Here is a 17,332-nt window from a genome sequence, read left to right on the forward strand (position 1 = left end):
CAGCAGAACTTTGGGGATTAAGTGACGGATCTGTTTTAAGAAACGCAGTAAGGCAAGGGAGATTCAAAGAAGGAGAATATAGACAGAGTGGCAAGGTGTGGCTAGTAACTAAAGAATGGAAAGAGTCTATGGAAAATTACAGAAAACAACTAGACTAAACGAAAGTTTAGTGAAGTTGAGCGAAATATTGCAAATTTGAAAAGGAGTATAAAATGAGTAATTTAAAAAAAGCTTTATTTGTGTTGCTATATGATCAATCTGATTCAGGGGACTTGGAAGTTAGAGATTCTGATGAAACGTATGTTGACCACATTGTAAATGCGTTGATTCAGAAAAATGGAATGACTTGTCCTTTCAAAAATTATGATTGTATAGGACATTGCAAGGTAAATCATATAGGTTGCGTAGAAGGTTTGAATATTGATTGTAATAGAGAACACGAGGATATATGGAGAGATTTTATTGGGATAGAAAACAAAGATTGAAAAAATGGCGCAGGAAAGGAATGATTATTCATGTATAAAGTTTATTATTTAAAAGATGGTACAAGAATTAATTATGAGGATTTAAGTCAAAGTGGCAGGTATCTAATAGACTTAGACGAAAGACCAGAAATAGGCTCAAATTTAGAGATAGACAACAATTTATATTCAGTATGTATGATAATGGAACATAATATGGTTGGTGTAAGAGCTTTTAATTTTAAAGATGATGATGAAGTAGATGAAACTTTAGAAAGTGAGTTCACTTGCCCTTATTGTGGACACATATATCAAGATGCTTTTGAGTTAGAGGATACTGGGGAACGTACTTGTACAAGATGTAATAGTGAACTTGAATTTGAAAGAGTAGTTACCGTTGAATACAGCGTTATACCAAAGAAAAAAGCAGATGTAATAAAAATTCGATAGTTCACATTTCATCTATAGGAGGTTACTATGAAAAACTGTAAAGAATGTCCTTATAGGGAATGTATACTGCGTACGGATAAAGAGTTTGAGATTTGTCCGGTGGATGTAGCAAAGAAAGAATTTGAGAAGACAGGTAAAATTGTTAAATAGAAAATTTGAATATCAAAGAACGTTAAATGAGATTTTAGCGAAATTGAAAGGAGATATGTAAATGAATAAAGATAACTTTGTATATGCTATGGAAAATCTAAGGGCTAACATTGAATCTGATATTGAACGTTATAAAGAAAATAAATATCCTGCTGATATGATTGAGTATTATAATGGTCAAAAAGATATGCTTGATGTTATTTTGGGTCTTGTTGAAAAAGGAACATTCGAGAAATAAGGTTTTAGCGAAATTGAAAGGTGGTTTTAATAATGGAAAAATGTGCAGCATGTTCAGATTGTGATGTTCCTTTTCTTTGGAATGTATTAAATGAAGATGATAAAAATGTTACTGTAAAATGTGGTACTTGTGGTAAGGAGATAACTTTTAAACATTATGGTAAGTGCCCTGATTGTGGTTTTTGGCTTGATGATAGTAAGTATTGTGAAATGTGTGATAAATCTTACTTAGGTAACTATGAAGAAAATGATATTGTTGATGAAAAGTGTCCTGATTGTGGTTTTGCTAAAGCTCATATTTTAAATTGGTATGGTGAATCTGATTCTGTGGGTCCTATTAAAAAATTATATTTTGAATTAAAGTGCATTCACTGTGGTAAAGAATTTAAACATACTGAAAATGTATGCAATGGATAATGTTAAACATGAATTTATCAAATAAAGAATTTAATCAAAAGGGTTATGTAACTGCAAGAATATGTGAAACACTCTACCTCTATCCATTGGAATAATGCGATTTAAAGGTTAAATTTAAATTAATTATAGCAGTTATATTAATACTGCATTTATAAAAAGCTGCTATAATTAATTTATTTATTAGAGCAGCTTTGAAACCTAAATTTATATTTATTTAAAATTATTTATGTTTATAATTGTATATTTATATTTTCAGTAATATATTTTTAATTTAATTTATTTCCAGATGCTTAATTATACTTTTTATATTACTTATTTTGAAATTTATATTACTAAATATAAATTATAATTTAGCGATTATTAGACAGCTTATCCACATTTTTCTTTACAAATTACAGAAGATAATTTATAATTTAGATAAATTATTGCAAATTAAACGGTTTTAAAAATAAATAGTCAAAAAATGCAACAACTCCTATCAATCGAAAGTTTGCCGACCCAGATTGACAGGAGTTCCAAAGACACAAGAAGTTTAACTTCTTATATACTGTATTATGTATTTTATTATAAATTATTATTTGCATATAGTCAATAATAAAATACGTATATTTTCCGTATATAAAAATTAGTTCCTTCTTTGTGTTATGGGTGTATTTCGTGACATAAGGAGGATTTTTTATTATGAAAAATTATAATATTGTTTTTAATAGTCAGGAACTTGATAAATTTAACACACTAGAAAATCAAAAAAATAAAGACTCAGTAATGAGTATCTATTCATATCTTTTAAAACTTAACAATACAACTAATGCTAAGTATGAAAAAGCAGGATTATCACATTTAAAAGAAGCTACCAAACTAAGCATATCTATGCGTGATTTTATTGAAAAATATAAAAGATGTCATCCAAAAATGTCTATAAGAACTTTAAAAAAGAGAATTGATTTATTAATAGAGCTTGGATTAATAGCAGTCGAAAAATTCAAAAATAGCTTTACCTATTCATTTTTTAGATACATGGTAAACGAAAGTGTAAACAAAAATGTAAACACTTCAGAAGTAGTTGAACCTATTGAAAATACTGTGCTACCATGCGACGATGAAAAACATAAATACTTAAACTCTGAAAGAGTTTCTATAGACTTAGACTCTAATACTTGTTCTCCAAGGACACCTGATAACTTTGAATATGAAAACTATGTACAGGATCAAGAAAAGGTTACTTCATGGGAATACATTTCTCCTGTTATAGAGAAATTGTTCATAACTATGAAAGTTAAATCTAGTTGGATTAAAGGCCATGTAATTGATAAGCTATTTAATAATTATTCAAATATAACCAAGAAACATGCGGTAGCATATGTAATAAAAGCTATAACTAATGCTAGAATACAATCTAAAAGCAATTATAAAAAGTATGTTATAAATAACAAGACTACCAATGAAGGTAGAACCACCTACAGCAGATTTAATGACTTCCCTCAAAGAAACTATACATCAGAGGATTTAAAAAATATTGAGCGTGCATTGTTAGGTTGGTAGAATATTGCTTTTATTAATCATTTAATTAAATATACTATGATGTGGATTTAAGTATGGATTGGATTAAATCTAATATTCTATGCTGGACTTCATTGGATAGAGCCCTAAAACTCAATAGAAGATCAACTTCTCTAGTTGTTACGTTTGTTACTATAGGAGTATCTGAAGATTCAGGAATTTCTTTACCTGTAGTTCCCATTATCCAATCTGCAGAAACATTGAATGCATCACTGACGGCCTTAATGAATTCTGCGGAAGGAATATGGTTTGCAAGTTCTATTCGTGAAATATGACCTCTTGTAAATTTCACAGATAATTTATCTGCAAATTCTTGTTGAGTTAAGTCGTGTTTAGTACGTAGTATATATATATTATTAGCTATAATTCTTTTTATATCCATAATACATCCCCCCGAAAATATTGAAGTCAAGAGTATAATAGCATCTGAGGAGGGAAATAAAGTTAAATGCGTAAATAAAAAAAGTTCCTATTTACGCATTTAACTCATCATCAATTGAAACAGATATACAAGTCCTCTAGTTTAACTTCTAGAGCTTCTGCTAATTTACATAACTTATCTAAAGTTGGACTTTTTATGCTATTTTCTATGTCGGAAATATGACTTTGTGCCACACCAGATTTATGTGAAAGCGCAGCTTGCGTAAGACCTTTTCTTATTCTAACATCTTTCAGTACAATTTTTACTTTCATATTAAACCTTTTTATTTATATTTTCGACAAAATTGTTATTAATATAATATAACAACTTAAACATAAAAGCAAATATATGTAAAAAAATATCATTAAATGGGATATTATAGAAAAAAAAATCGCTATAGCGATTTTTAGACATGTTATAATAAGAATTGTAAAAAAAACATATTATATGCAAAATAACCATTAAACACATAATTATAGAAACATATGTTTGTATACAAATGCTAAAAGTGATATAATTATAGCAAAATATTAAGGGGATGTTTACTTATGACAAACGACGAAATATTAAAAAGACAAAAAGAACTATTAATGTTAGTTGAAGAATTAAAAGAGAAAAAGAAAAAAGCAGGTACTTAATAACCTGCGTTAACTCAACTTTCTGTCAACTTCTAACTTAACAGCTTCTTTTATAATATTCCATACATCATCGCTTAATTCAGAACTAGTTATTAAACCAGTTTCAATCATTTTATCTAATATAAGATCAACTGTGTTTGGTGCTTCATATTCCTCTAATCCGTCCATCCAGTAATCAATTGATTTACCACTATGCTCTACTAATTTAACTAGAAATTTTTTAGAAGGAGTTCTTGTTCCGCGCTCAAGATCTCCTATAATACCACGAGAAACATTAAGCTCCCCAGCTAATTTCACTTGCCCAACTTTTTCGCCTCTTTTAACTTCAAGTTCTTTTCTATAATTTTTTAATTTTTGAGAAAATATTCCACTCATTAAACTCACACCTCATTAATTATAATATAATAAATTTTCTCACCTTTCAAGAGAAAAAACTGTAAAATCACGCAAATTGAGAGAAATAAAGGAAAATCGAGATAATGACGTAATATGTTGGGCACATTCCATATAAAGGCAAAATATGCAAGTTTATTTTTCACTCGAAATAAGAGAAAATATAAATAGACAGGAGGTGGAACATTGAATTTAAGAGAATTTAGATATATTAAAGGCCTTCAACGTCAATTTGTAGCCTCTAAAGTGGGTATTTGTGGTAAACATCTCAATGACATAGAATCTGGAAGGGTCAACTTAACTGTAAAAGTTAAACAAAAGCTCTCAGATTTATATAAAACCGATGAGAAAGACATAGAATCTATGTACAAGGAGGTTAGAAATGAAAAAGAGCGAGATACTATTAAGACAAAATCAACTTCTTCAGGAAGTTGAAATTTTAGCACAAAAATTCACGCAAAACAAGAGAAAAAGGAAAAAGGTATGTAAAAAAGATTAGGCTAATTTAATGATTAGCTAGTAATGGAGGTTAAGGAGATGATGGGATGTCAAATTTAAAAAACTCTTTAGAAATGAGCGTGAATTAAATGGCAGTATTCAGAGTAAAAAAGGACAAAGACAATCCTTATATAGTTATTAATAAAAACTTTATTTATGATAAAAGGATAAGTTTAAAAGCCAAAGGGCTTATGGCTTATTTTTTAAGCAGGCCTGATAATTGGGAGTTTTATATAAATGAGATATGTGAAAATACATCAGATAAACATAGATGTATATCTAATACTATAAAGGAACTAGAAGCATATGGATATGTTACAAGAGACTTGAAAAGAAGTAACACTGGTAAATTCGCTGGAGGATATGACTACATAGTATATGAAACTCCAATAGATCCGAAGTGCCAAAACGTCGATTCGGCAAAATGCCAATCTGGTGAAACGCCGATTTGGCAAAAGGGCTCCTTACTAAATAATGATAATAAACTAAATAATGATATTAATAATAATAAGGACTTAAACCCTATACAGGTATATCAAGAAAATATATTCCATTCACCAGGTAAATTAGAACTAGATTCTCTAAATAGCTGGAGTGAACAATTAAGTGATAAACTAGTAATTTTAGCTATAAATATTGCAGCAAAGAACAATGCTAGAAGGTTAGAGTATATAGAAAAAATTTTAATGGATTGGGACAGCAGAGGAATTAAAACTACAGAACAAGCACAAGTTTATACAATGCAAAGAAATAAAAAATCCAAGAAAGGAGAGATAAAAGGTGGAAGCTCTAGCGAGGATAATCAATCAAGTCAGGGATACAACTTCAAGAGATTTGGTGGTTAAGGAAATACAATATGCTTGTAGCAAGTGTCATGACACTGGATGGATCTATAACGAAGATTTAGATTGTTATAAAAAATGTGAATGTGTAGAGATAGCTCATTTAAAAGTTTTATGGGAAAGTTCAGGGATTAATACAGAGCAGAGGTTATTAAAACTTAATAACTATAAACCGTATGATGATTTGACTAAAGAAGCTAGAGATAAAGCTGTAAGTTATATTAAAAACTTCAATACTTTAAGAACTAAAAGAGAAAATGGATTTGGATTGTTTGGACAAGCTGGTGCAGGTAAAACACATATTGTAGTATCTATAGGCACTAATTTAATTAATAGAGAGTCTGATCCTGTTCCAGTGGTATATATGCCTTACTTAGAATCCATGAAGGAACTAAAAGCAAATGTTTTAGATGATGAGTATTACAACAAGCTCATGGATAGATATTGTAGAGCAAAGGTCCTGATAATAGATGATTTATTCAAAGATAAGATTAAAAATGGAAAGTTATTAAGAAAGGACGGAATGATAGTAGGACTAAATGAAGCAGATATGAAGCATATATACCCTATCCTTAACTATAGATATCTTAACTACCTACCAACAATAATAAGTAGTGAATGCACTCCAGATATGCTTATAGACTTAGATGAAGCACTAGCAGGAAGAATACTTGAAACATGCGGAGAAAATATAACAATTTTCAAAGGTAAAAACTATAACTACAGAATGCGAAACTTTATATAAAATTCATTAATTAGGAGGCAAGTAATGTCAATAGATGATTTCAAAAATGAAGTATTTAAGATTTATTGTCAAAATGATATTACAGTTTCACAAGCAGTTGAAATTGCCAAAGCTAAGTTTAAAGTATCTGATGAATTGTTCCAAAAATGGTTTTTATAAAAAAGGAGTGAGATATTTGGATATAAAAGCTATGATTGAAAAAGTTAGAGAAGAAATGAATGAGTGTATTAGACTATATGATCTTATGGATATAAGAACAGTTAGAAAGTCTCAGGAGCTAGATGTACTGCTTAATATTTATAATGGACAAATGGTATGTGCTTAGAAGATTGGATAGAAGAATTACTAAAGCTCTATGAAAAAGGATATGTATTCTGGGAAGCGTTAGAAATAATTAAGGAAAGAATGGAGGATGAGAATGGTAAGACTATTTGTACTAAAGAAGGTAAAAGGACATGACGGCAAAGTAATTGATAATACAAAAGTTACCTGGGAATACTGGAAGAAAAAATTAAAAGAAGAGGTAGAAGAACTTATAGAGGCAATAGATTTAAATGACAAAACAAAAATAATGGAAGAGGTATTAGATGTAATACAGGTTGGAGTAGGAATGGTGTACAAGCTATTTAAAGAAGGCATGATTATAGAGCAAGGCATACACAGACACAATAAAAAGCTAACCAACAGATGGTGTGAAGTTGCTGCAACTATTAGGTTACACATTACCAAAAATTAAAGAGTAGGAGGAATACAATATGCCAGAAAAAATGTTAAATTTAGAAACTCTCGCTGGTGGTGGATTTGCAGAAAGAGTTAATCAAGCTATAAAGGAGGTAATGGAGAATATATCAGATCCTAATACACCATGGAAAACAAAAAGAAAAGTAACAATTGATATGGTGTTTGAATCAAAAGAGGATAGAGACATAACAAACATAGATATTGTTACAAAAGTAAAACTAGCTCCAAAAGAATCTATACACACGAAGATACTGATAGATAGGAACTTAGATGGTGAAATAATAGGAGCTGAATTTAAAAAGCAGTTACCAGGACAACAGGCGATTAAAGTAGACTCTGAAACTGGAGAAGTTTTAGAACCTAAGCAAGAATCCAAGGAAGATCTAGAAGGGTTAAAATTAGTAAAATAATTAAATTTTAGGAGGAATTCAATATGTTTAATAAAGAGAGTTTAGAGTATTTGGTAGCTTTAGGAGAAGTAAAATTACTAGAAATTGATGGACAGCAATATTCAACAAAGGCACTTCATAGAGTAATGGAGCCGGAGCCAGCAGCATTAAAAACAACAACACTAACAGCATTAGTAGATTATATCAAATCTGATTTTGATATTAAGGCAAGTAGTAAATTATTAATACATGTAATAAGTCCTGAGAAAGTAGCATTGTATTCAGAATTACGTTCAGATGCAGAAAGGGAATCTTATATTACATGTGAGGCTTTACTACCGGACAATATCGTTTTTGATAGATTCATAGATACAGAACAATTCAATATAATGCTTCAATCATCATTTGTGGAAAATAAAGATAGAACACTTCTTTTAAAAGTAACAGGATGTGTAAAGGACAGTGCAATTAAGGAAATTGGTGATGACGGAGTGAGTCAAGCAGCTACAATCAAAACTGGAGTAGCAAGTGTAAATGATGTAGTAGTTCCTAATCCAGTAATACTTGCACCGTATAGAACATTCCCGGAAATAGTACAGCCAGAATCAAAGTTTATATTCAGAATGCAAAGTGGACCACGTGCAGCACTCTTTGAAGCTGATGGTGGTGCTTGGAGAAACGAAGCAATGGGCAAAATTAAAAAATTCCTAGAAGATCAACTTCAAGGTGTAGAAAACATAAAAGTTATATCCTAATTTAATAAAATGGACAGGTTAGAGGTTAATAGCTAACTTGTCCTATAAATACAATTATTTAAATTAAGGAAGTTAAAAATGAGTGAAAAGATTAATAACAAAGAGCTTTTACAAGAGTTAATAAATACCTTTGATGAATTAATAGAATATGCCATGTATATGAAAATGGTAACTAAATACGATGCTGGAAAGAATCCTAATTTATTACTAGATGCATGTAAGCTGATTGTAAAAGTCAAGGAGAGTGGATTATATGATAAAAAGGAATCTAAATAAAAAACAAGTTAGTACTTTGAAAGAATTAATTCATAATCATTTACATGAAATTTTAACTGATAAGGAAAAGGCAACTAAAACTTTTGAAAAGATAAAAAAATATGGAGTTAAAACAATACCGGAAGCAATTCAACTTTATAAAGAAAATAGACATGCTTTAGAAGCAATGGGGGTCTAATATGTTAAAAGATATTATTATAACAGTCTTAGTATCACAGGGGTTTATTGGTACAGTTCTAGCCTACAAAAATTATAAAGAATTAAGAGAACTTAAGACTAAGATCAATAAATCTACTGGAATTGCACAAGAAGTGAAGGTGACAGTAGATAGTGCTGGGAAAAATATATCCGAAGAGATAAGAAAGCAAATTTATAATCTCTCGTTTATGGGTATAAAGATGAAATAGTTAGTATCTGAAAAAAGTAACAAGAATCATAAGGTGAAAGGAGAGTATTTATGAATAAAATTTTATTTATCGATACAGAAACCGGGGGACTTGATCCAGAAAAACATAGTTTACTTACGGTTGCATTTGTAGCATACCAAGATGGTGAAATAAAAGAAGCAGCAGAATGGAGAGTTAAGAATAAGGATTATGTTGTAAACACTGAGGCTCTTAAGATTAATAACATAGATTTAGTTGAACATGATAGTAAAGCCCAAGGGAAAGATTTTGTTGTTAGAGAAATGATTGAGTTCATTAAAGAAGCTTTTGGGGAAGAAAAACCTGTAATTGCAGGACATAATATAAATTTTGATATTAATTTTTTATCAAAGCTTTTTAAGGAATGCAAAGAATTTTGGCCTAAGTATGCTTCACATAGAACACTAGATACTTGCGGAATAATTAGGTTTTTATATCATTCGGGCAAAATTACAGAAGATGTAGCAGCATCAGATAAGGCGTTTAAGTATTTTAATATAAAAGTACCAGAGCGACACACTGCTTACGGTGATGTGTGTGCAACTATTGAACTTTATAAATTATTATTAAAAATATGATAACATCACGTCATAAATATTTGACTAAATTAAGTTAAAAAGTAAAGAGAAAATACAAAATAAATTAAAAAAGTAAAGAAGGTGCGAACATGAAAAGCTATGCTGGCTTCAGAAAAGTTATTGGTTTAAAAGGTCCAGAGATTGAAAAGTTAACCGGATATACAAAGCTAAGAAAATTCAGGAAGAGACAAAAGCTTATGAGGAGAGAATGAATAAGCTTAGAGAGCTACAGGAAAAGTTTAAGGGGGAATAGGTATGGCTATTAATATGTTGTGCATGAACAGTGATTGCAAATACTACTGGGAAGATATGTGTACCAGAAATGTTAACGAAGAAAAAATTGTAATCAGTCCTCACGGATGTTGCGAAACGTTTGAAGAAGGTATCAGTGAATGGTATGAGAAATCTGAAGGCTGTAACGCTGAAGAATTATAAAATGGAAATGAGGTGGATAATATGAATTTAGAATTTAAAACTTATCAGTTAAAAGAAGGAACTAGAAACTACAATCAATTAATCGAAAAAGGTAAATTACACAATGAATTTATAATAATTGGTGAGGAAATGGTTGAGGGGTATGCTGATTGTTACAAGGCAATTCCTTCCTCTGATGATGGACTTAAATTAATTAGTGCATTGAACCTGGATGAACAATCAATGAAAATACCTAAAGATGAATTAGAACTCAAAAAAGATGATCTTCCAGGTATTGAAACCTCTGAATTTAATATACCTAAAGAATATTTAACAGTTGATATTATAGAGGATATTCAAAGGTTAAATTCATAAAGTGGTAATGGAGGAGTTTAAATGTTGAGAATAATAAAGGTTGAAGAAGTTGACATGTATGGATTTGAAGGTAATACAAAGTATTTTAAGTCCTTAAATAGAGCTAAAAAGTATTTTAAAGAACTAATAAAATCACACAAAGATGATTTGGCAAAGGAAGACCTTAGTTATCTAGGAAAGCCATTGGTATACTCTGATAACAGCACTAAAATAGTTAAAAATAAACCAGGAATAAGGAATAAAAGTGCAAGCATGGAATGCTGGTATAGTTCCGAAACTGACTGTGGAACAGAATGGGATACTCATGTTATTACAGTTAACTTAGAAGAGATATTAATAGAAAATTAATAGCGTATTCTGAAAAAAAGGCGAAGCAAATAAATGTGAAGGAGATAAAAAATATGGAGTGGTCAACAGAATTACCTGAAAGCGTAATACAAAATTGCCTTTTGACATGGCAAAGAGATGATGGAAGTCGATATATAACATTAAATGCAATTCTTCCAAACGAAAAAAGACATGGAATTATTGCATATATGCCAATTAAACATTTTATCAATGATAACACAGGCTGGAAGTCTGAATTTAAAGGTGATGATTTACCGAAAAAAAACGGTTATTATTTATGTTGTAGTGATAGACCTCCTGCTGTAAGTCTGTATTGGTTTGATGCTAAAAAATGTACTTTTGGCGGTAGTGATAAAATTATTGCTTTTATGGATGTTCCAAAGCCATACTTGGGTAAAAATATGTTAAAAATTAAATAATTATCTTCGTAATACAACTATTAAATCAGTGAGAAATTTTACCATAGGTATTAATAATGGGAGGGTTAAAAATGTATAAGTGTATTAAAGGGTTTGCATTGGAAAAGTGCGACGATGATGGTTTTACTATAGAGGGTGAATATACAACTATAGAAAAAGGTTCCACTTGGTATATTCCAGAGGATAAGGATTATAGACTTATTGGTGGAGAAATAAGACTTGAAGAAGATAAGCCAGATGAGATTCATTGGATTGAAATATCAAAAGAGACATTAGAAGAACACTTCAGAAAACAGCCAGTTTGTTTTATACCTAATAATGATATTTATCCTTTGTGTAAAGCAAAAAGAAATAGATGCAATGAAGTATTTATTACTTGCCAGACTTGTAACCTATATGAAGGTATGAATGATAAGTGTAAGGTTATGGGTACAGATTATTGTAAAAATGAATGTCCTATAGGTAAAGAAGCTAGAGAAACAGAAGAAAAAACAGATACTCCTAGAAGGATAGATGTAACTAGATTAAATAGAATAGCAGAAGAACATGGACTTTACGGAAACAAAATATCGGATTATTTACCAAGAAAATAAATCAAATTATCCATATATACAGATAATACGCTAATTAAGCAAAGCAAAAATTTTGACTTAATTGTGAAAGGAGAATATTGATAATTATGTGTACTAAAAAGTTAACGAAAGGATGTATTGAATATGGATATTAAAGAATTTGCTAATTTACTGTCTGGAAGACAGTACGGAAAGGAAATTACAAAGGAAGAAGAACAACTTGCTAAAGAATTTGGATTTGTAGTTGTTTTTGGCTATTCAGATGATGTTGTTATATTTGAGGGAGCAATTAGCGATGAAGCAGGATGTTATGAAGGTAGAGAAATATATATTGATTCTAACGGTATATTTGAAGGGTGTGAGTGCGAGTGTAAGTATTCAATATTGGCAAAAGAAAAGGCAAAAGCTATTGAAGCAATTTGGGGCAAAGAATACTCATGGGAATATAAAACCTCTATTCCTCATGAAACATTTGAGATTTTCGAAGATGGTGAAAAATATTGTAGAGGAATTGTTTTTGATATAAAAGATTTAACCTAATTGTGTCACAATACAAAAATTAAATCAGTGAGAAATTTTACCAGAGAGTGAGGGTGATAAGGTGAGTCAATTGAGTATTTTTGATGAAGTTATAGTGGATAATTTTGCTGGTGGTGGAGGAGCTAGTACAGGTATGGAACTTGCGACAGGGTATTCAGTTTATATAGCTATTAATCATGATCCAGAAGCTATTAAAATGCATAAAACCAATCATCCAACAACCAAGCATTATTGTGAATCGGTTTGGGATGTAGATATAAGAAAAGCAGTACAAGGGCGTCCGGTGGGATTAGCTTGGTTTTCTCCAGATTGTAAGCATTTTAGTAAGGCCAAAGGAGGAAAACCTGTTGAAAAGAAGGTAAGAGGACTTGCATGGGTAGCGATTAAGTGGGCAGGAACTGTAAGGCCAAGAGTAATTATTCTTGAGAATGTAGAAGAGTTCCAAACCTGGGGGCCTATAGATAATGGAAAACCTATAGAAAAAGAAAAAGGTAGAACATTTAAAAGTTTCATAAATGCCTTTAAACACTTAGGATATAAAGTTAAATATAAAGAGTTGGTAGCTGCGGACTATGGAGCACCAACTACTAGAAAAAGATTTTTCTTAATAGCTAGATGTGATGGAAAACCAATTAAGTGGCCAGAGTCGACACATGGAGAAGGTAAATTACCATATGTTCCGGCAAGCAGCATAATTGATTGGAGTATACCAGTACCTAGTATTTTCAATAGGAAAAAGCCATTAGTAGAAAATACATTAATAAGAATTGCAAGGGGCATTCAAAAATATGTAATTGAGGATGAACCTTATGTAATTAATGATACAGCATACTTCTTAAGCCATTACTACACACACCAGGGAACTGAAACTAGATGTAGCAGCCTAAGAGAGCCAATAGCAACAATACCTACACAAAATAGATTTGGATTAGTATCAGTTAAACTACAGGATATAAAGTTACCTATGAAAGATAGTGTGTATGCCTTTCTCACTAAATACTACGGTTCAGATACAGGCCAAAGCTTAAATGGACCTATTCACACTATTACAACTAAGGACAGGTTTGGTTTAGTGGTAGTTAGAGGGAAAGATTATAAAATAGCAGATGTTGGATTAAGAATGCTTACTGCTAGAGAGTTATTCAATGGAATGGGTTTTCCTAAAAATTATATTATAGATCACGATTATACTGGTAAGAAGTATCCAACAACACAGCAAAAAGCAAGATGTGGGAATGCAGTAGTGCCTACATTAGCAAAGGTTTTAGTGGAGGCTAATACACCAGAACTATGTAAAGATAAGGTTAGAGAAGCAATTTAAGTATCAAATTATCTATATATACAAATAAAACGGTGATTAAGCAAAGCATTCATTAAACGAAGGAGAGGTTTATGAAGAATATTGAATTTCAAAAAGGTGAAGGAACTTTAAAAGTGCAAGAACGTAAAGATGGCATAAAAATTAGCTATGTTTGCATAGATGATTATGCTGCAAAAGAATTGTCTACAGATGATTTGATGAAAATATTAGGATATGAAATAAAAGTAAAAATATGCAAAATAACTAGTGCAAAATGTAGTGAATGTATTCCAGTATGCAGTAGTTGGAAGATTGAATAGTACAACAAATCATGAAAGGAGAAAGGTTATGAAAGTAGTAGTTAGTAATATTCCTAAAGATAAGTTTTCAAAATTACAGACAGAAATACTTAGAGTACTTATTAATAATGGGTTTGAGAATGTTGACACGTTGACAATTGAAGATGGATTAAGTTGTGAGTTTTTAGGACATGAACTTGAAATTAAAATAGATAAAAGTAGAAGACCAGCAGTTACTTCATCCAGTGCATGTGGTTAATCCCAAAATTTAATCAAGCCCAAATTTTAACGGTCGGAGGGATGAAGATGGGAGATTGTAAACATTATAATCAAGGATATTGCTATTACTATAGTGATAGCAGAACTAAAGATTTTTGCGAAAATATATGCGAGAACAACTGTGGAGAAGAGCTTGAGAATGGTAAGCAAGAAGAAACTTGCGGAAATCCATACTCTGATTTATGGGTAAGTTTAAAGTATACTCTTGAAGGAAGTGAATACTGCAAAGAGATAAGAGAAGATGATACAGCACCAGCTTTTAATTCAGCATTGTGCAATGAATGTTTAGAAAAGAATTGTAAGTTCATAGATATATGTGCAGCACTTTATGAAATGAATAGAGAGGATCATGAGAATGATGAGATAGATAATTCCGATGAAGAGATGGATTGTTTAGGATGCATCCTAAATAAAGAAAATGCCTGTGCTGACTGTTGCAGAGATTGGTACAATGAGGAGGATTTAGATGATTAAATATGAAAACAGAGATAACTTTAGAGAGAGAATCCATACCTTAGAGGTTACGTTACAAAGTGGAGAGTATAAAGGGACTTTAAAACAAGAGATTAGTGGTAATTGCTTTGGAATGAATATATTAAACTTCTTTAGCCCAGAGAGCTTAGAAGTAGAATACTTATTAGAAAATAACTGTAATTTAGAGTTTATTGGAGAAGATGATGATGGAGAAGAATGGTTTAGATGCATCTTAAAAGATGACGAAGGGAATGAGTGCGAAATAGAGGATTATACTTATGATTTAGAAAGATTAATTGTAAAACTTGAAATAGTAGATTGTAAAATTAAAGATAATACGCTAACTAAGTAAAGCAAATACTTTTGAGAAGGAAGTGATTAAAAATGGATGATATAAAGAAGGTTCCGCCAGCCAGCTATCCACCTCCTAAAAGGCCTCCAATGCAAACAAATCAATGTGAGCATAAATTTATTCATATGGAAACTTCAAGGCAACACGGAGAAGATGCTTGGATAGGAGTAAGACCAGGTAAGGAGTGGAAAAGAATAGATAGATTTTTCTGTGAAAAATGTCTTGAATTCAAAGAGATTACTAAAACTGCAATGTGTTATGAAGACAAGCCAGAATGGTTTGATTAAATCAAAGAAATTGTAAAGGGGACATGAGAGATGTACAGAGTTATGATAAAAAATATACTGGTAAATTTATGGATGTTTACTGATGAAAAATTTGAAACAATAGATGCTGCTAAAATTGATGTTGAAAAAAGAGTAAATGCTGGACAACGTTTGAATGACTTAAAAATCATGAAAGAGTGTGAAGATATAAAAGTTAAAGTTGTATAGCAAAGGCAGGTGCTAATAATGACTAATAAAGAAAAATTTATGGAATATGCAAAGAACAGAATCAGAAAAAAGGATTATAAAAGAAGAAAGTTACTTTGGGATCTAGGAGATGTACAAGCTAAGGGAATTGAGAGATGTGCTAATGGTTTATGGAGAAACGGACAAAAGTAGATAGGAGGCACAGTATATGCTAGAAACAATACTGGGAGCAGTGGCTATAGCAACTGTAATCATAACATTTTCTTTATGCAAGGCGGCAGGTAAATCAGATAGAGGTTTGGATCATCCAGAAAGAATAAATCTGAGGGGGAAGTAAAGTTGGATATAGCATATGTAGGAGGACCATATAGAGCTAAAACAAAATTAGGAATAATTAGAAACATAATTGTTGCTAGAAAAGTTGCAAAGAAACTATGGAAGCTAGGATATGGAGTGATTTGTCCTCATAGCAATTCTGCATTATTTAATAATCTTCCCGAAGAGAGTTTTATAAATGGAGATATTGAAATGTTAAAAAGGTGTGATGTTTTGGTATTGGTACCTGGTTGGGAAAATTCAGCAGGAACTCTTGGTGAGATTGAAACTGCAATACAAAACCATATTCCAATATACGAATTAGAAGGGGACAATTTGATTGGATTAGAAATAAATTATGCAGAAAACGTAGAGGGGTGATAAATTGTGAGAGATTGGACTCCAGTAGAAATAGAATTCTTAAAAGAAAAAAGTTTTTTATTAAAAACGGACGAAATTGCAAAATTATTAGGACGAACAAAACATTCCGTAAAAAGCAAAATAGAAAATATGATTTTTAAAGGTCAATTATTAAATAGAGATGGTTCAAAAGGCCATAGGAATATCAACAATAATTCAGAATCGAAAGGGAGAAATAAAACTAAGGAACTAAACATAATAAAGGAAAGTTTCAACTTAAAGGATGATATAAAAATAAAAGCAAAAATAAGTACTAGACAAGCTGAAATAATCGAAGGTAAAATAATTCAAAAAACAGACTTCATGATAATTGTAAAAGCAGGTAATTACCCTATAAGTTTTAAATACATAGATTTTTATACAAAGAACTGCATTGTTATCCAATAAAATTATAATGGAAGTGAGAAAATGGGAAATAGTATAGGAAACATGACACTAAATGAAGCAATAGATCATTGCAGAGAAATTATTAGAAAATCAAATAGTTGTGATGAATGTATAAATCAACATGCGCAGTTACTTTTATGGCTAGAAGAGCTAAAAAACTTAAGAGAATTTAAGAGGAAGATTGTAGAGGCTGTAAAGTCTTAAAGTTAACTTACTTAATATTATGTAAATAGAATAAAAAGTAAACCAGTAGATAGGAAAGATTTAATTATCAATTCAGTATCAAAAACGACCAATTATAAAACTAACAAAAAATAAAACTGCAGCAGACATAGTTATCACATTTTAATAGTATTAAAACTCATCTTAAAACCTAATCCAATAAAAAG

Annotated in this window: 42 protein-coding genes; 39 read left to right on the forward strand and 3 right to left on the reverse strand. The window is 30.7% G+C overall.

The features are described from left to right. The 7 genes from CLMAG_RS35135 to CLMAG_RS28320 all read left to right on the forward strand — a co-directional run. Positions 1–158 (forward strand): helix-turn-helix domain-containing protein (locus CLMAG_RS35135; protein WP_423231102.1); only part of this gene is annotated, 158 nt, incomplete at its 5' end. 54 nt (positions 159–212) lie between these two features. Then, positions 213–485, forward strand: a complete 273-nt coding sequence (locus CLMAG_RS28305; RefSeq protein ID WP_066630648.1) for a hypothetical protein — start codon at positions 213–215, stop codon at positions 483–485. A 30-nt stretch (positions 486–515) separates the two neighbouring features. Continuing rightward, positions 516–911 carry a transcription initiation factor IIE subunit alpha family protein gene (locus CLMAG_RS28310; protein WP_066630649.1) on the forward strand — a complete coding sequence of 132 codons (396 nt, stop codon included), beginning with the start codon at positions 516–518 and terminating at the stop codon, positions 909–911. Positions 912–938: 27 nt separating this feature from the next. Next, positions 939–1,061, forward strand: coding sequence for a hypothetical protein (locus CLMAG_RS34540; protein ID WP_278331886.1), 123 nt, complete (start codon positions 939–941; stop codon positions 1,059–1,061). Positions 1,062–1,122: 61 nt separating this feature from the next. Continuing rightward, complete coding sequence (locus CLMAG_RS32760; RefSeq protein ID WP_161487051.1) at positions 1,123–1,299, forward strand: hypothetical protein; 177 nt, start codon at positions 1,123–1,125, stop codon at positions 1,297–1,299. Positions 1,300–1,331: 32 nt separating this feature from the next. Further along, positions 1,332–1,715 carry a hypothetical protein gene (locus CLMAG_RS28315; RefSeq protein WP_066630650.1) on the forward strand — a complete coding sequence of 128 codons (384 nt, stop codon included), beginning with the start codon at positions 1,332–1,334 and terminating at the stop codon, positions 1,713–1,715. A 681-nt stretch (positions 1,716–2,396) separates the two neighbouring features. Further along, positions 2,397–3,257, forward strand: a complete 861-nt coding sequence (locus CLMAG_RS28320) for a hypothetical protein (protein ID WP_066630651.1) — start codon at positions 2,397–2,399, stop codon at positions 3,255–3,257. A gap of 34 nt (positions 3,258–3,291) precedes the next feature. On the opposite strand, the gene CLMAG_RS28325 is transcribed toward CLMAG_RS28320, so the two are convergent. The 3 genes from CLMAG_RS28325 to CLMAG_RS28335 form a co-directional block, all read right to left on the reverse strand. Beyond that, on the reverse strand, positions 3,292–3,657 hold the full coding sequence (locus tag CLMAG_RS28325) for a helix-turn-helix domain-containing protein (RefSeq protein WP_066630653.1): 366 nt from the start codon (positions 3,655–3,657) through the stop codon (positions 3,292–3,294). Positions 3,658–3,767: 110 nt separating this feature from the next. Further along, positions 3,768–3,968, reverse strand: a complete 201-nt coding sequence (locus CLMAG_RS28330; protein ID WP_066630655.1) for a helix-turn-helix domain-containing protein — start codon at positions 3,966–3,968, stop codon at positions 3,768–3,770. A 375-nt stretch (positions 3,969–4,343) separates the two neighbouring features. Continuing rightward, positions 4,344–4,709, reverse strand: coding sequence for a helix-turn-helix transcriptional regulator (locus tag CLMAG_RS28335; protein ID WP_066630657.1), 366 nt, complete (start codon positions 4,707–4,709; stop codon positions 4,344–4,346). A 204-nt stretch (positions 4,710–4,913) separates the two neighbouring features. Here CLMAG_RS28335 and CLMAG_RS28340 point away from each other — a divergent pair, with 204 nt between their 5' ends. From CLMAG_RS28340 to CLMAG_RS28460, 32 genes are all read left to right on the forward strand, one after another. Beyond that, a complete protein-coding gene (locus CLMAG_RS28340) occupies positions 4,914–5,162 on the forward strand; it encodes a helix-turn-helix transcriptional regulator (protein WP_066630659.1) in 249 nt (82 codons plus the stop codon). A gap of 152 nt (positions 5,163–5,314) precedes the next feature. Beyond that, a complete protein-coding gene (locus tag CLMAG_RS28345; protein ID WP_066630661.1) occupies positions 5,315–6,070 on the forward strand; it encodes a DnaD domain protein in 756 nt (251 codons plus the stop codon). Next, positions 6,006–6,812 (forward strand): DnaA ATPase domain-containing protein, encoded by an 807-nt coding sequence (locus CLMAG_RS28350; RefSeq protein WP_242873163.1) that lies wholly within the window; start codon positions 6,006–6,008, stop codon positions 6,810–6,812. Before CLMAG_RS28345 ends, CLMAG_RS28350 begins: the two co-directional genes overlap by 65 nt. 24 nt (positions 6,813–6,836) lie before the next feature. Continuing rightward, positions 6,837–6,971, forward strand: coding sequence for a hypothetical protein (locus CLMAG_RS34545; RefSeq protein ID WP_278331891.1), 135 nt, complete (start codon positions 6,837–6,839; stop codon positions 6,969–6,971). Positions 6,972–6,987: 16 nt separating this feature from the next. Next, positions 6,988–7,137 carry an aspartyl-phosphate phosphatase Spo0E family protein gene (locus tag CLMAG_RS32765; protein WP_161487052.1) on the forward strand — a complete coding sequence of 50 codons (150 nt, stop codon included), beginning with the start codon at positions 6,988–6,990 and terminating at the stop codon, positions 7,135–7,137. Next, positions 7,128–7,271: a hypothetical protein gene (locus CLMAG_RS32770; RefSeq protein ID WP_161487053.1), complete on the forward strand. Its 144-nt coding sequence runs from the start codon at positions 7,128–7,130 to the stop codon at positions 7,269–7,271. The genes CLMAG_RS32765 and CLMAG_RS32770 overlap by 10 nt, the downstream gene beginning before the upstream one ends. Then, positions 7,231–7,548 (forward strand): MazG nucleotide pyrophosphohydrolase domain-containing protein, encoded by a 318-nt coding sequence (locus tag CLMAG_RS28355; RefSeq protein WP_169809823.1) that lies wholly within the window; start codon positions 7,231–7,233, stop codon positions 7,546–7,548. Before CLMAG_RS32770 ends, CLMAG_RS28355 begins: the two co-directional genes overlap by 41 nt. A gap of 19 nt (positions 7,549–7,567) precedes the next feature. After that, positions 7,568–7,963 carry a replication terminator protein gene (locus CLMAG_RS28360; protein WP_066630667.1) on the forward strand — a complete coding sequence of 132 codons (396 nt, stop codon included), beginning with the start codon at positions 7,568–7,570 and terminating at the stop codon, positions 7,961–7,963. A 23-nt stretch (positions 7,964–7,986) separates the two neighbouring features. Next, a complete protein-coding gene (locus tag CLMAG_RS28365; RefSeq protein ID WP_066630668.1) occupies positions 7,987–8,697 on the forward strand; it encodes a hypothetical protein in 711 nt (236 codons plus the stop codon). A 78-nt stretch (positions 8,698–8,775) separates the two neighbouring features. Beyond that, positions 8,776–8,973: a hypothetical protein gene (locus CLMAG_RS28370; RefSeq protein ID WP_066630670.1), complete on the forward strand. Its 198-nt coding sequence runs from the start codon at positions 8,776–8,778 to the stop codon at positions 8,971–8,973. After that, a complete protein-coding gene (locus tag CLMAG_RS28375) occupies positions 8,951–9,151 on the forward strand; it encodes a hypothetical protein (protein WP_066630671.1) in 201 nt (66 codons plus the stop codon). Before CLMAG_RS28370 ends, CLMAG_RS28375 begins: the two co-directional genes overlap by 23 nt. A 1-nt stretch (position 9,152) precedes the next feature. Then, entirely contained in the window at positions 9,153–9,380 is a 228-nt protein-coding gene (locus CLMAG_RS28380) for a hypothetical protein (protein ID WP_066630673.1), read from the forward strand. Between the two features lie 50 nt (positions 9,381–9,430). Next, a complete protein-coding gene (locus CLMAG_RS28385; protein WP_066630674.1) occupies positions 9,431–9,976 on the forward strand; it encodes a 3'-5' exonuclease in 546 nt (181 codons plus the stop codon). 89 nt (positions 9,977–10,065) lie between these two features. After that, positions 10,066–10,188 carry a hypothetical protein gene (locus CLMAG_RS34550; RefSeq protein ID WP_278331893.1) on the forward strand — a complete coding sequence of 41 codons (123 nt, stop codon included), beginning with the start codon at positions 10,066–10,068 and terminating at the stop codon, positions 10,186–10,188. A gap of 43 nt (positions 10,189–10,231) precedes the next feature. Next, positions 10,232–10,411, forward strand: a complete 180-nt coding sequence (locus CLMAG_RS28390) for a hypothetical protein (RefSeq protein ID WP_066630679.1) — start codon at positions 10,232–10,234, stop codon at positions 10,409–10,411. Positions 10,412–10,432: 21 nt separating this feature from the next. Further along, the gene (locus CLMAG_RS28395; protein ID WP_066630682.1) at positions 10,433–10,765 is read left to right on the forward strand and encodes a hypothetical protein; all 333 of its coding nucleotides are present in this window, start codon (positions 10,433–10,435) and stop codon (positions 10,763–10,765) included. A gap of 21 nt (positions 10,766–10,786) precedes the next feature. Then, positions 10,787–11,113, forward strand: coding sequence for a hypothetical protein (locus tag CLMAG_RS28400; protein ID WP_066630684.1), 327 nt, complete (start codon positions 10,787–10,789; stop codon positions 11,111–11,113). A gap of 53 nt (positions 11,114–11,166) precedes the next feature. Next, positions 11,167–11,532: a hypothetical protein gene (locus CLMAG_RS28405; RefSeq protein ID WP_066630686.1), complete on the forward strand. Its 366-nt coding sequence runs from the start codon at positions 11,167–11,169 to the stop codon at positions 11,530–11,532. 71 nt (positions 11,533–11,603) lie between these two features. Further along, a complete protein-coding gene (locus tag CLMAG_RS28410) occupies positions 11,604–12,125 on the forward strand; it encodes a hypothetical protein (protein ID WP_066630687.1) in 522 nt (173 codons plus the stop codon). A 123-nt stretch (positions 12,126–12,248) separates the two neighbouring features. Next, positions 12,249–12,644: a hypothetical protein gene (locus tag CLMAG_RS28415; protein WP_066630688.1), complete on the forward strand. Its 396-nt coding sequence runs from the start codon at positions 12,249–12,251 to the stop codon at positions 12,642–12,644. A 61-nt stretch (positions 12,645–12,705) separates the two neighbouring features. Further along, positions 12,706–13,965 (forward strand): DNA cytosine methyltransferase, encoded by a 1,260-nt coding sequence (locus CLMAG_RS28420; RefSeq protein ID WP_066630694.1) that lies wholly within the window; start codon positions 12,706–12,708, stop codon positions 13,963–13,965. Between the two features lie 71 nt (positions 13,966–14,036). After that, positions 14,037–14,264 (forward strand): hypothetical protein, encoded by a 228-nt coding sequence (locus tag CLMAG_RS28425; protein WP_066630696.1) that lies wholly within the window; start codon positions 14,037–14,039, stop codon positions 14,262–14,264. A 28-nt stretch (positions 14,265–14,292) separates the two neighbouring features. Beyond that, positions 14,293–14,502, forward strand: a complete 210-nt coding sequence (locus CLMAG_RS28430) for a hypothetical protein (RefSeq protein ID WP_066630698.1) — start codon at positions 14,293–14,295, stop codon at positions 14,500–14,502. A 47-nt stretch (positions 14,503–14,549) separates the two neighbouring features. Further along, positions 14,550–14,996: a hypothetical protein gene (locus CLMAG_RS33325; protein WP_066630699.1), complete on the forward strand. Its 447-nt coding sequence runs from the start codon at positions 14,550–14,552 to the stop codon at positions 14,994–14,996. Then, on the forward strand, positions 14,989–15,348 hold the full coding sequence (locus tag CLMAG_RS28440; protein ID WP_066630700.1) for a DUF5406 family protein: 360 nt from the start codon (positions 14,989–14,991) through the stop codon (positions 15,346–15,348). Before CLMAG_RS33325 ends, CLMAG_RS28440 begins: the two co-directional genes overlap by 8 nt. A gap of 32 nt (positions 15,349–15,380) precedes the next feature. After that, positions 15,381–15,635 carry a hypothetical protein gene (locus CLMAG_RS28445; protein WP_066630701.1) on the forward strand — a complete coding sequence of 85 codons (255 nt, stop codon included), beginning with the start codon at positions 15,381–15,383 and terminating at the stop codon, positions 15,633–15,635. Between the two features lie 30 nt (positions 15,636–15,665). Beyond that, positions 15,666–15,842, forward strand: coding sequence for a hypothetical protein (locus CLMAG_RS32775; protein WP_161487054.1), 177 nt, complete (start codon positions 15,666–15,668; stop codon positions 15,840–15,842). A gap of 18 nt (positions 15,843–15,860) precedes the next feature. Then, complete coding sequence (locus CLMAG_RS32780; RefSeq protein WP_169809822.1) at positions 15,861–16,013, forward strand: hypothetical protein; 153 nt, start codon at positions 15,861–15,863, stop codon at positions 16,011–16,013. Positions 16,014–16,029: 16 nt separating this feature from the next. Further along, the gene (locus CLMAG_RS34555) at positions 16,030–16,158 is read left to right on the forward strand and encodes a hypothetical protein (protein ID WP_278331907.1); all 129 of its coding nucleotides are present in this window, start codon (positions 16,030–16,032) and stop codon (positions 16,156–16,158) included. Positions 16,159–16,160: 2 nt separating this feature from the next. Continuing rightward, entirely contained in the window at positions 16,161–16,517 is a 357-nt protein-coding gene (locus tag CLMAG_RS28450; protein WP_066630703.1) for a DUF4406 domain-containing protein, read from the forward strand. A gap of 6 nt (positions 16,518–16,523) precedes the next feature. After that, the gene (locus tag CLMAG_RS28455; RefSeq protein WP_066630709.1) at positions 16,524–16,943 is read left to right on the forward strand and encodes a hypothetical protein; all 420 of its coding nucleotides are present in this window, start codon (positions 16,524–16,526) and stop codon (positions 16,941–16,943) included. 21 nt (positions 16,944–16,964) lie between these two features. Further along, positions 16,965–17,147, forward strand: a complete 183-nt coding sequence (locus CLMAG_RS28460) for a hypothetical protein (RefSeq protein WP_066630715.1) — start codon at positions 16,965–16,967, stop codon at positions 17,145–17,147. Positions 17,148–17,332 lie beyond the last annotated feature (185 nt).

This window comes from Clostridium magnum DSM 2767, from assembly GCF_001623875.1.
Classification (GTDB): domain Bacteria; phylum Bacillota; class Clostridia; order Clostridiales; family Clostridiaceae; genus Clostridium_AM; species Clostridium_AM magnum.

Excerpts from the sequence above, each read along its gene's own strand:
- CLMAG_RS28370 (WP_066630670.1), top strand. The coding sequence starts at position 8,776 with ATGAGTGAAAAGATTAATAACAAAGAGCTTTTACAAGAGTTAATAAAT.
- CLMAG_RS28335 (WP_066630657.1), bottom strand. The coding sequence starts at position 4,709 with ATGAGTGGAATATTTTCTCAAAAATTAAAAAATTATAGAAAAGAACTT.
- CLMAG_RS28375 (WP_066630671.1), top strand. The coding sequence starts at position 8,951 with ATGATAAAAAGGAATCTAAATAAAAAACAAGTTAGTACTTTGAAAGAA.
- CLMAG_RS28365 (WP_066630668.1), top strand. The coding sequence starts at position 7,987 with ATGTTTAATAAAGAGAGTTTAGAGTATTTGGTAGCTTTAGGAGAAGTA.
- CLMAG_RS28380 (WP_066630673.1), top strand. The coding sequence starts at position 9,153 with ATGTTAAAAGATATTATTATAACAGTCTTAGTATCACAGGGGTTTATT.
- CLMAG_RS28360 (WP_066630667.1), top strand. The coding sequence starts at position 7,568 with ATGCCAGAAAAAATGTTAAATTTAGAAACTCTCGCTGGTGGTGGATTT.
- CLMAG_RS28460 (WP_066630715.1), top strand. The coding sequence starts at position 16,965 with ATGGGAAATAGTATAGGAAACATGACACTAAATGAAGCAATAGATCAT.
- CLMAG_RS34540 (WP_278331886.1), top strand. The coding sequence starts at position 939 with ATGAAAAACTGTAAAGAATGTCCTTATAGGGAATGTATACTGCGTACG.
- CLMAG_RS34545 (WP_278331891.1), top strand. The coding sequence starts at position 6,837 with ATGTCAATAGATGATTTCAAAAATGAAGTATTTAAGATTTATTGTCAA.
- CLMAG_RS28410 (WP_066630687.1), top strand. The coding sequence starts at position 11,604 with ATGTATAAGTGTATTAAAGGGTTTGCATTGGAAAAGTGCGACGATGAT.
- CLMAG_RS28445 (WP_066630701.1), top strand. The coding sequence starts at position 15,381 with ATGGATGATATAAAGAAGGTTCCGCCAGCCAGCTATCCACCTCCTAAA.
- CLMAG_RS32780 (WP_169809822.1), top strand. The coding sequence starts at position 15,861 with ATGACTAATAAAGAAAAATTTATGGAATATGCAAAGAACAGAATCAGA.
- CLMAG_RS33325 (WP_066630699.1), top strand. The coding sequence starts at position 14,550 with ATGGGAGATTGTAAACATTATAATCAAGGATATTGCTATTACTATAGT.
- CLMAG_RS34550 (WP_278331893.1), top strand. The coding sequence starts at position 10,066 with ATGAAAAGCTATGCTGGCTTCAGAAAAGTTATTGGTTTAAAAGGTCCA.
- CLMAG_RS28325 (WP_066630653.1), bottom strand. The coding sequence starts at position 3,657 with ATGGATATAAAAAGAATTATAGCTAATAATATATATATACTACGTACT.
- CLMAG_RS32760 (WP_161487051.1), top strand. The coding sequence starts at position 1,123 with ATGAATAAAGATAACTTTGTATATGCTATGGAAAATCTAAGGGCTAAC.
- CLMAG_RS28310 (WP_066630649.1), top strand. The coding sequence starts at position 516 with ATGTATAAAGTTTATTATTTAAAAGATGGTACAAGAATTAATTATGAG.
- CLMAG_RS28440 (WP_066630700.1), top strand. The coding sequence starts at position 14,989 with ATGATTAAATATGAAAACAGAGATAACTTTAGAGAGAGAATCCATACC.
- CLMAG_RS28345 (WP_066630661.1), top strand. The coding sequence starts at position 5,315 with ATGGCAGTATTCAGAGTAAAAAAGGACAAAGACAATCCTTATATAGTT.
- CLMAG_RS28390 (WP_066630679.1), top strand. The coding sequence starts at position 10,232 with ATGGCTATTAATATGTTGTGCATGAACAGTGATTGCAAATACTACTGG.
- CLMAG_RS28400 (WP_066630684.1), top strand. The coding sequence starts at position 10,787 with ATGTTGAGAATAATAAAGGTTGAAGAAGTTGACATGTATGGATTTGAA.
- CLMAG_RS28315 (WP_066630650.1), top strand. The coding sequence starts at position 1,332 with ATGGAAAAATGTGCAGCATGTTCAGATTGTGATGTTCCTTTTCTTTGG.
- CLMAG_RS28320 (WP_066630651.1), top strand. The coding sequence starts at position 2,397 with ATGAAAAATTATAATATTGTTTTTAATAGTCAGGAACTTGATAAATTT.
- CLMAG_RS34555 (WP_278331907.1), top strand. The coding sequence starts at position 16,030 with ATGCTAGAAACAATACTGGGAGCAGTGGCTATAGCAACTGTAATCATA.
- CLMAG_RS28355 (WP_169809823.1), top strand. The coding sequence starts at position 7,231 with ATGGTAAGACTATTTGTACTAAAGAAGGTAAAAGGACATGACGGCAAA.
- CLMAG_RS28425 (WP_066630696.1), top strand. The coding sequence starts at position 14,037 with ATGAAGAATATTGAATTTCAAAAAGGTGAAGGAACTTTAAAAGTGCAA.
- CLMAG_RS28330 (WP_066630655.1), bottom strand. The coding sequence starts at position 3,968 with ATGAAAGTAAAAATTGTACTGAAAGATGTTAGAATAAGAAAAGGTCTT.
- CLMAG_RS32770 (WP_161487053.1), top strand. The coding sequence starts at position 7,128 with ATGTGCTTAGAAGATTGGATAGAAGAATTACTAAAGCTCTATGAAAAA.
- CLMAG_RS28405 (WP_066630686.1), top strand. The coding sequence starts at position 11,167 with ATGGAGTGGTCAACAGAATTACCTGAAAGCGTAATACAAAATTGCCTT.
- CLMAG_RS32775 (WP_161487054.1), top strand. The coding sequence starts at position 15,666 with ATGTACAGAGTTATGATAAAAAATATACTGGTAAATTTATGGATGTTT.
- CLMAG_RS28430 (WP_066630698.1), top strand. The coding sequence starts at position 14,293 with ATGAAAGTAGTAGTTAGTAATATTCCTAAAGATAAGTTTTCAAAATTA.
- CLMAG_RS28385 (WP_066630674.1), top strand. The coding sequence starts at position 9,431 with ATGAATAAAATTTTATTTATCGATACAGAAACCGGGGGACTTGATCCA.
- CLMAG_RS28305 (WP_066630648.1), top strand. The coding sequence starts at position 213 with ATGAGTAATTTAAAAAAAGCTTTATTTGTGTTGCTATATGATCAATCT.
- CLMAG_RS28395 (WP_066630682.1), top strand. The coding sequence starts at position 10,433 with ATGAATTTAGAATTTAAAACTTATCAGTTAAAAGAAGGAACTAGAAAC.
- CLMAG_RS28415 (WP_066630688.1), top strand. The coding sequence starts at position 12,249 with ATGGATATTAAAGAATTTGCTAATTTACTGTCTGGAAGACAGTACGGA.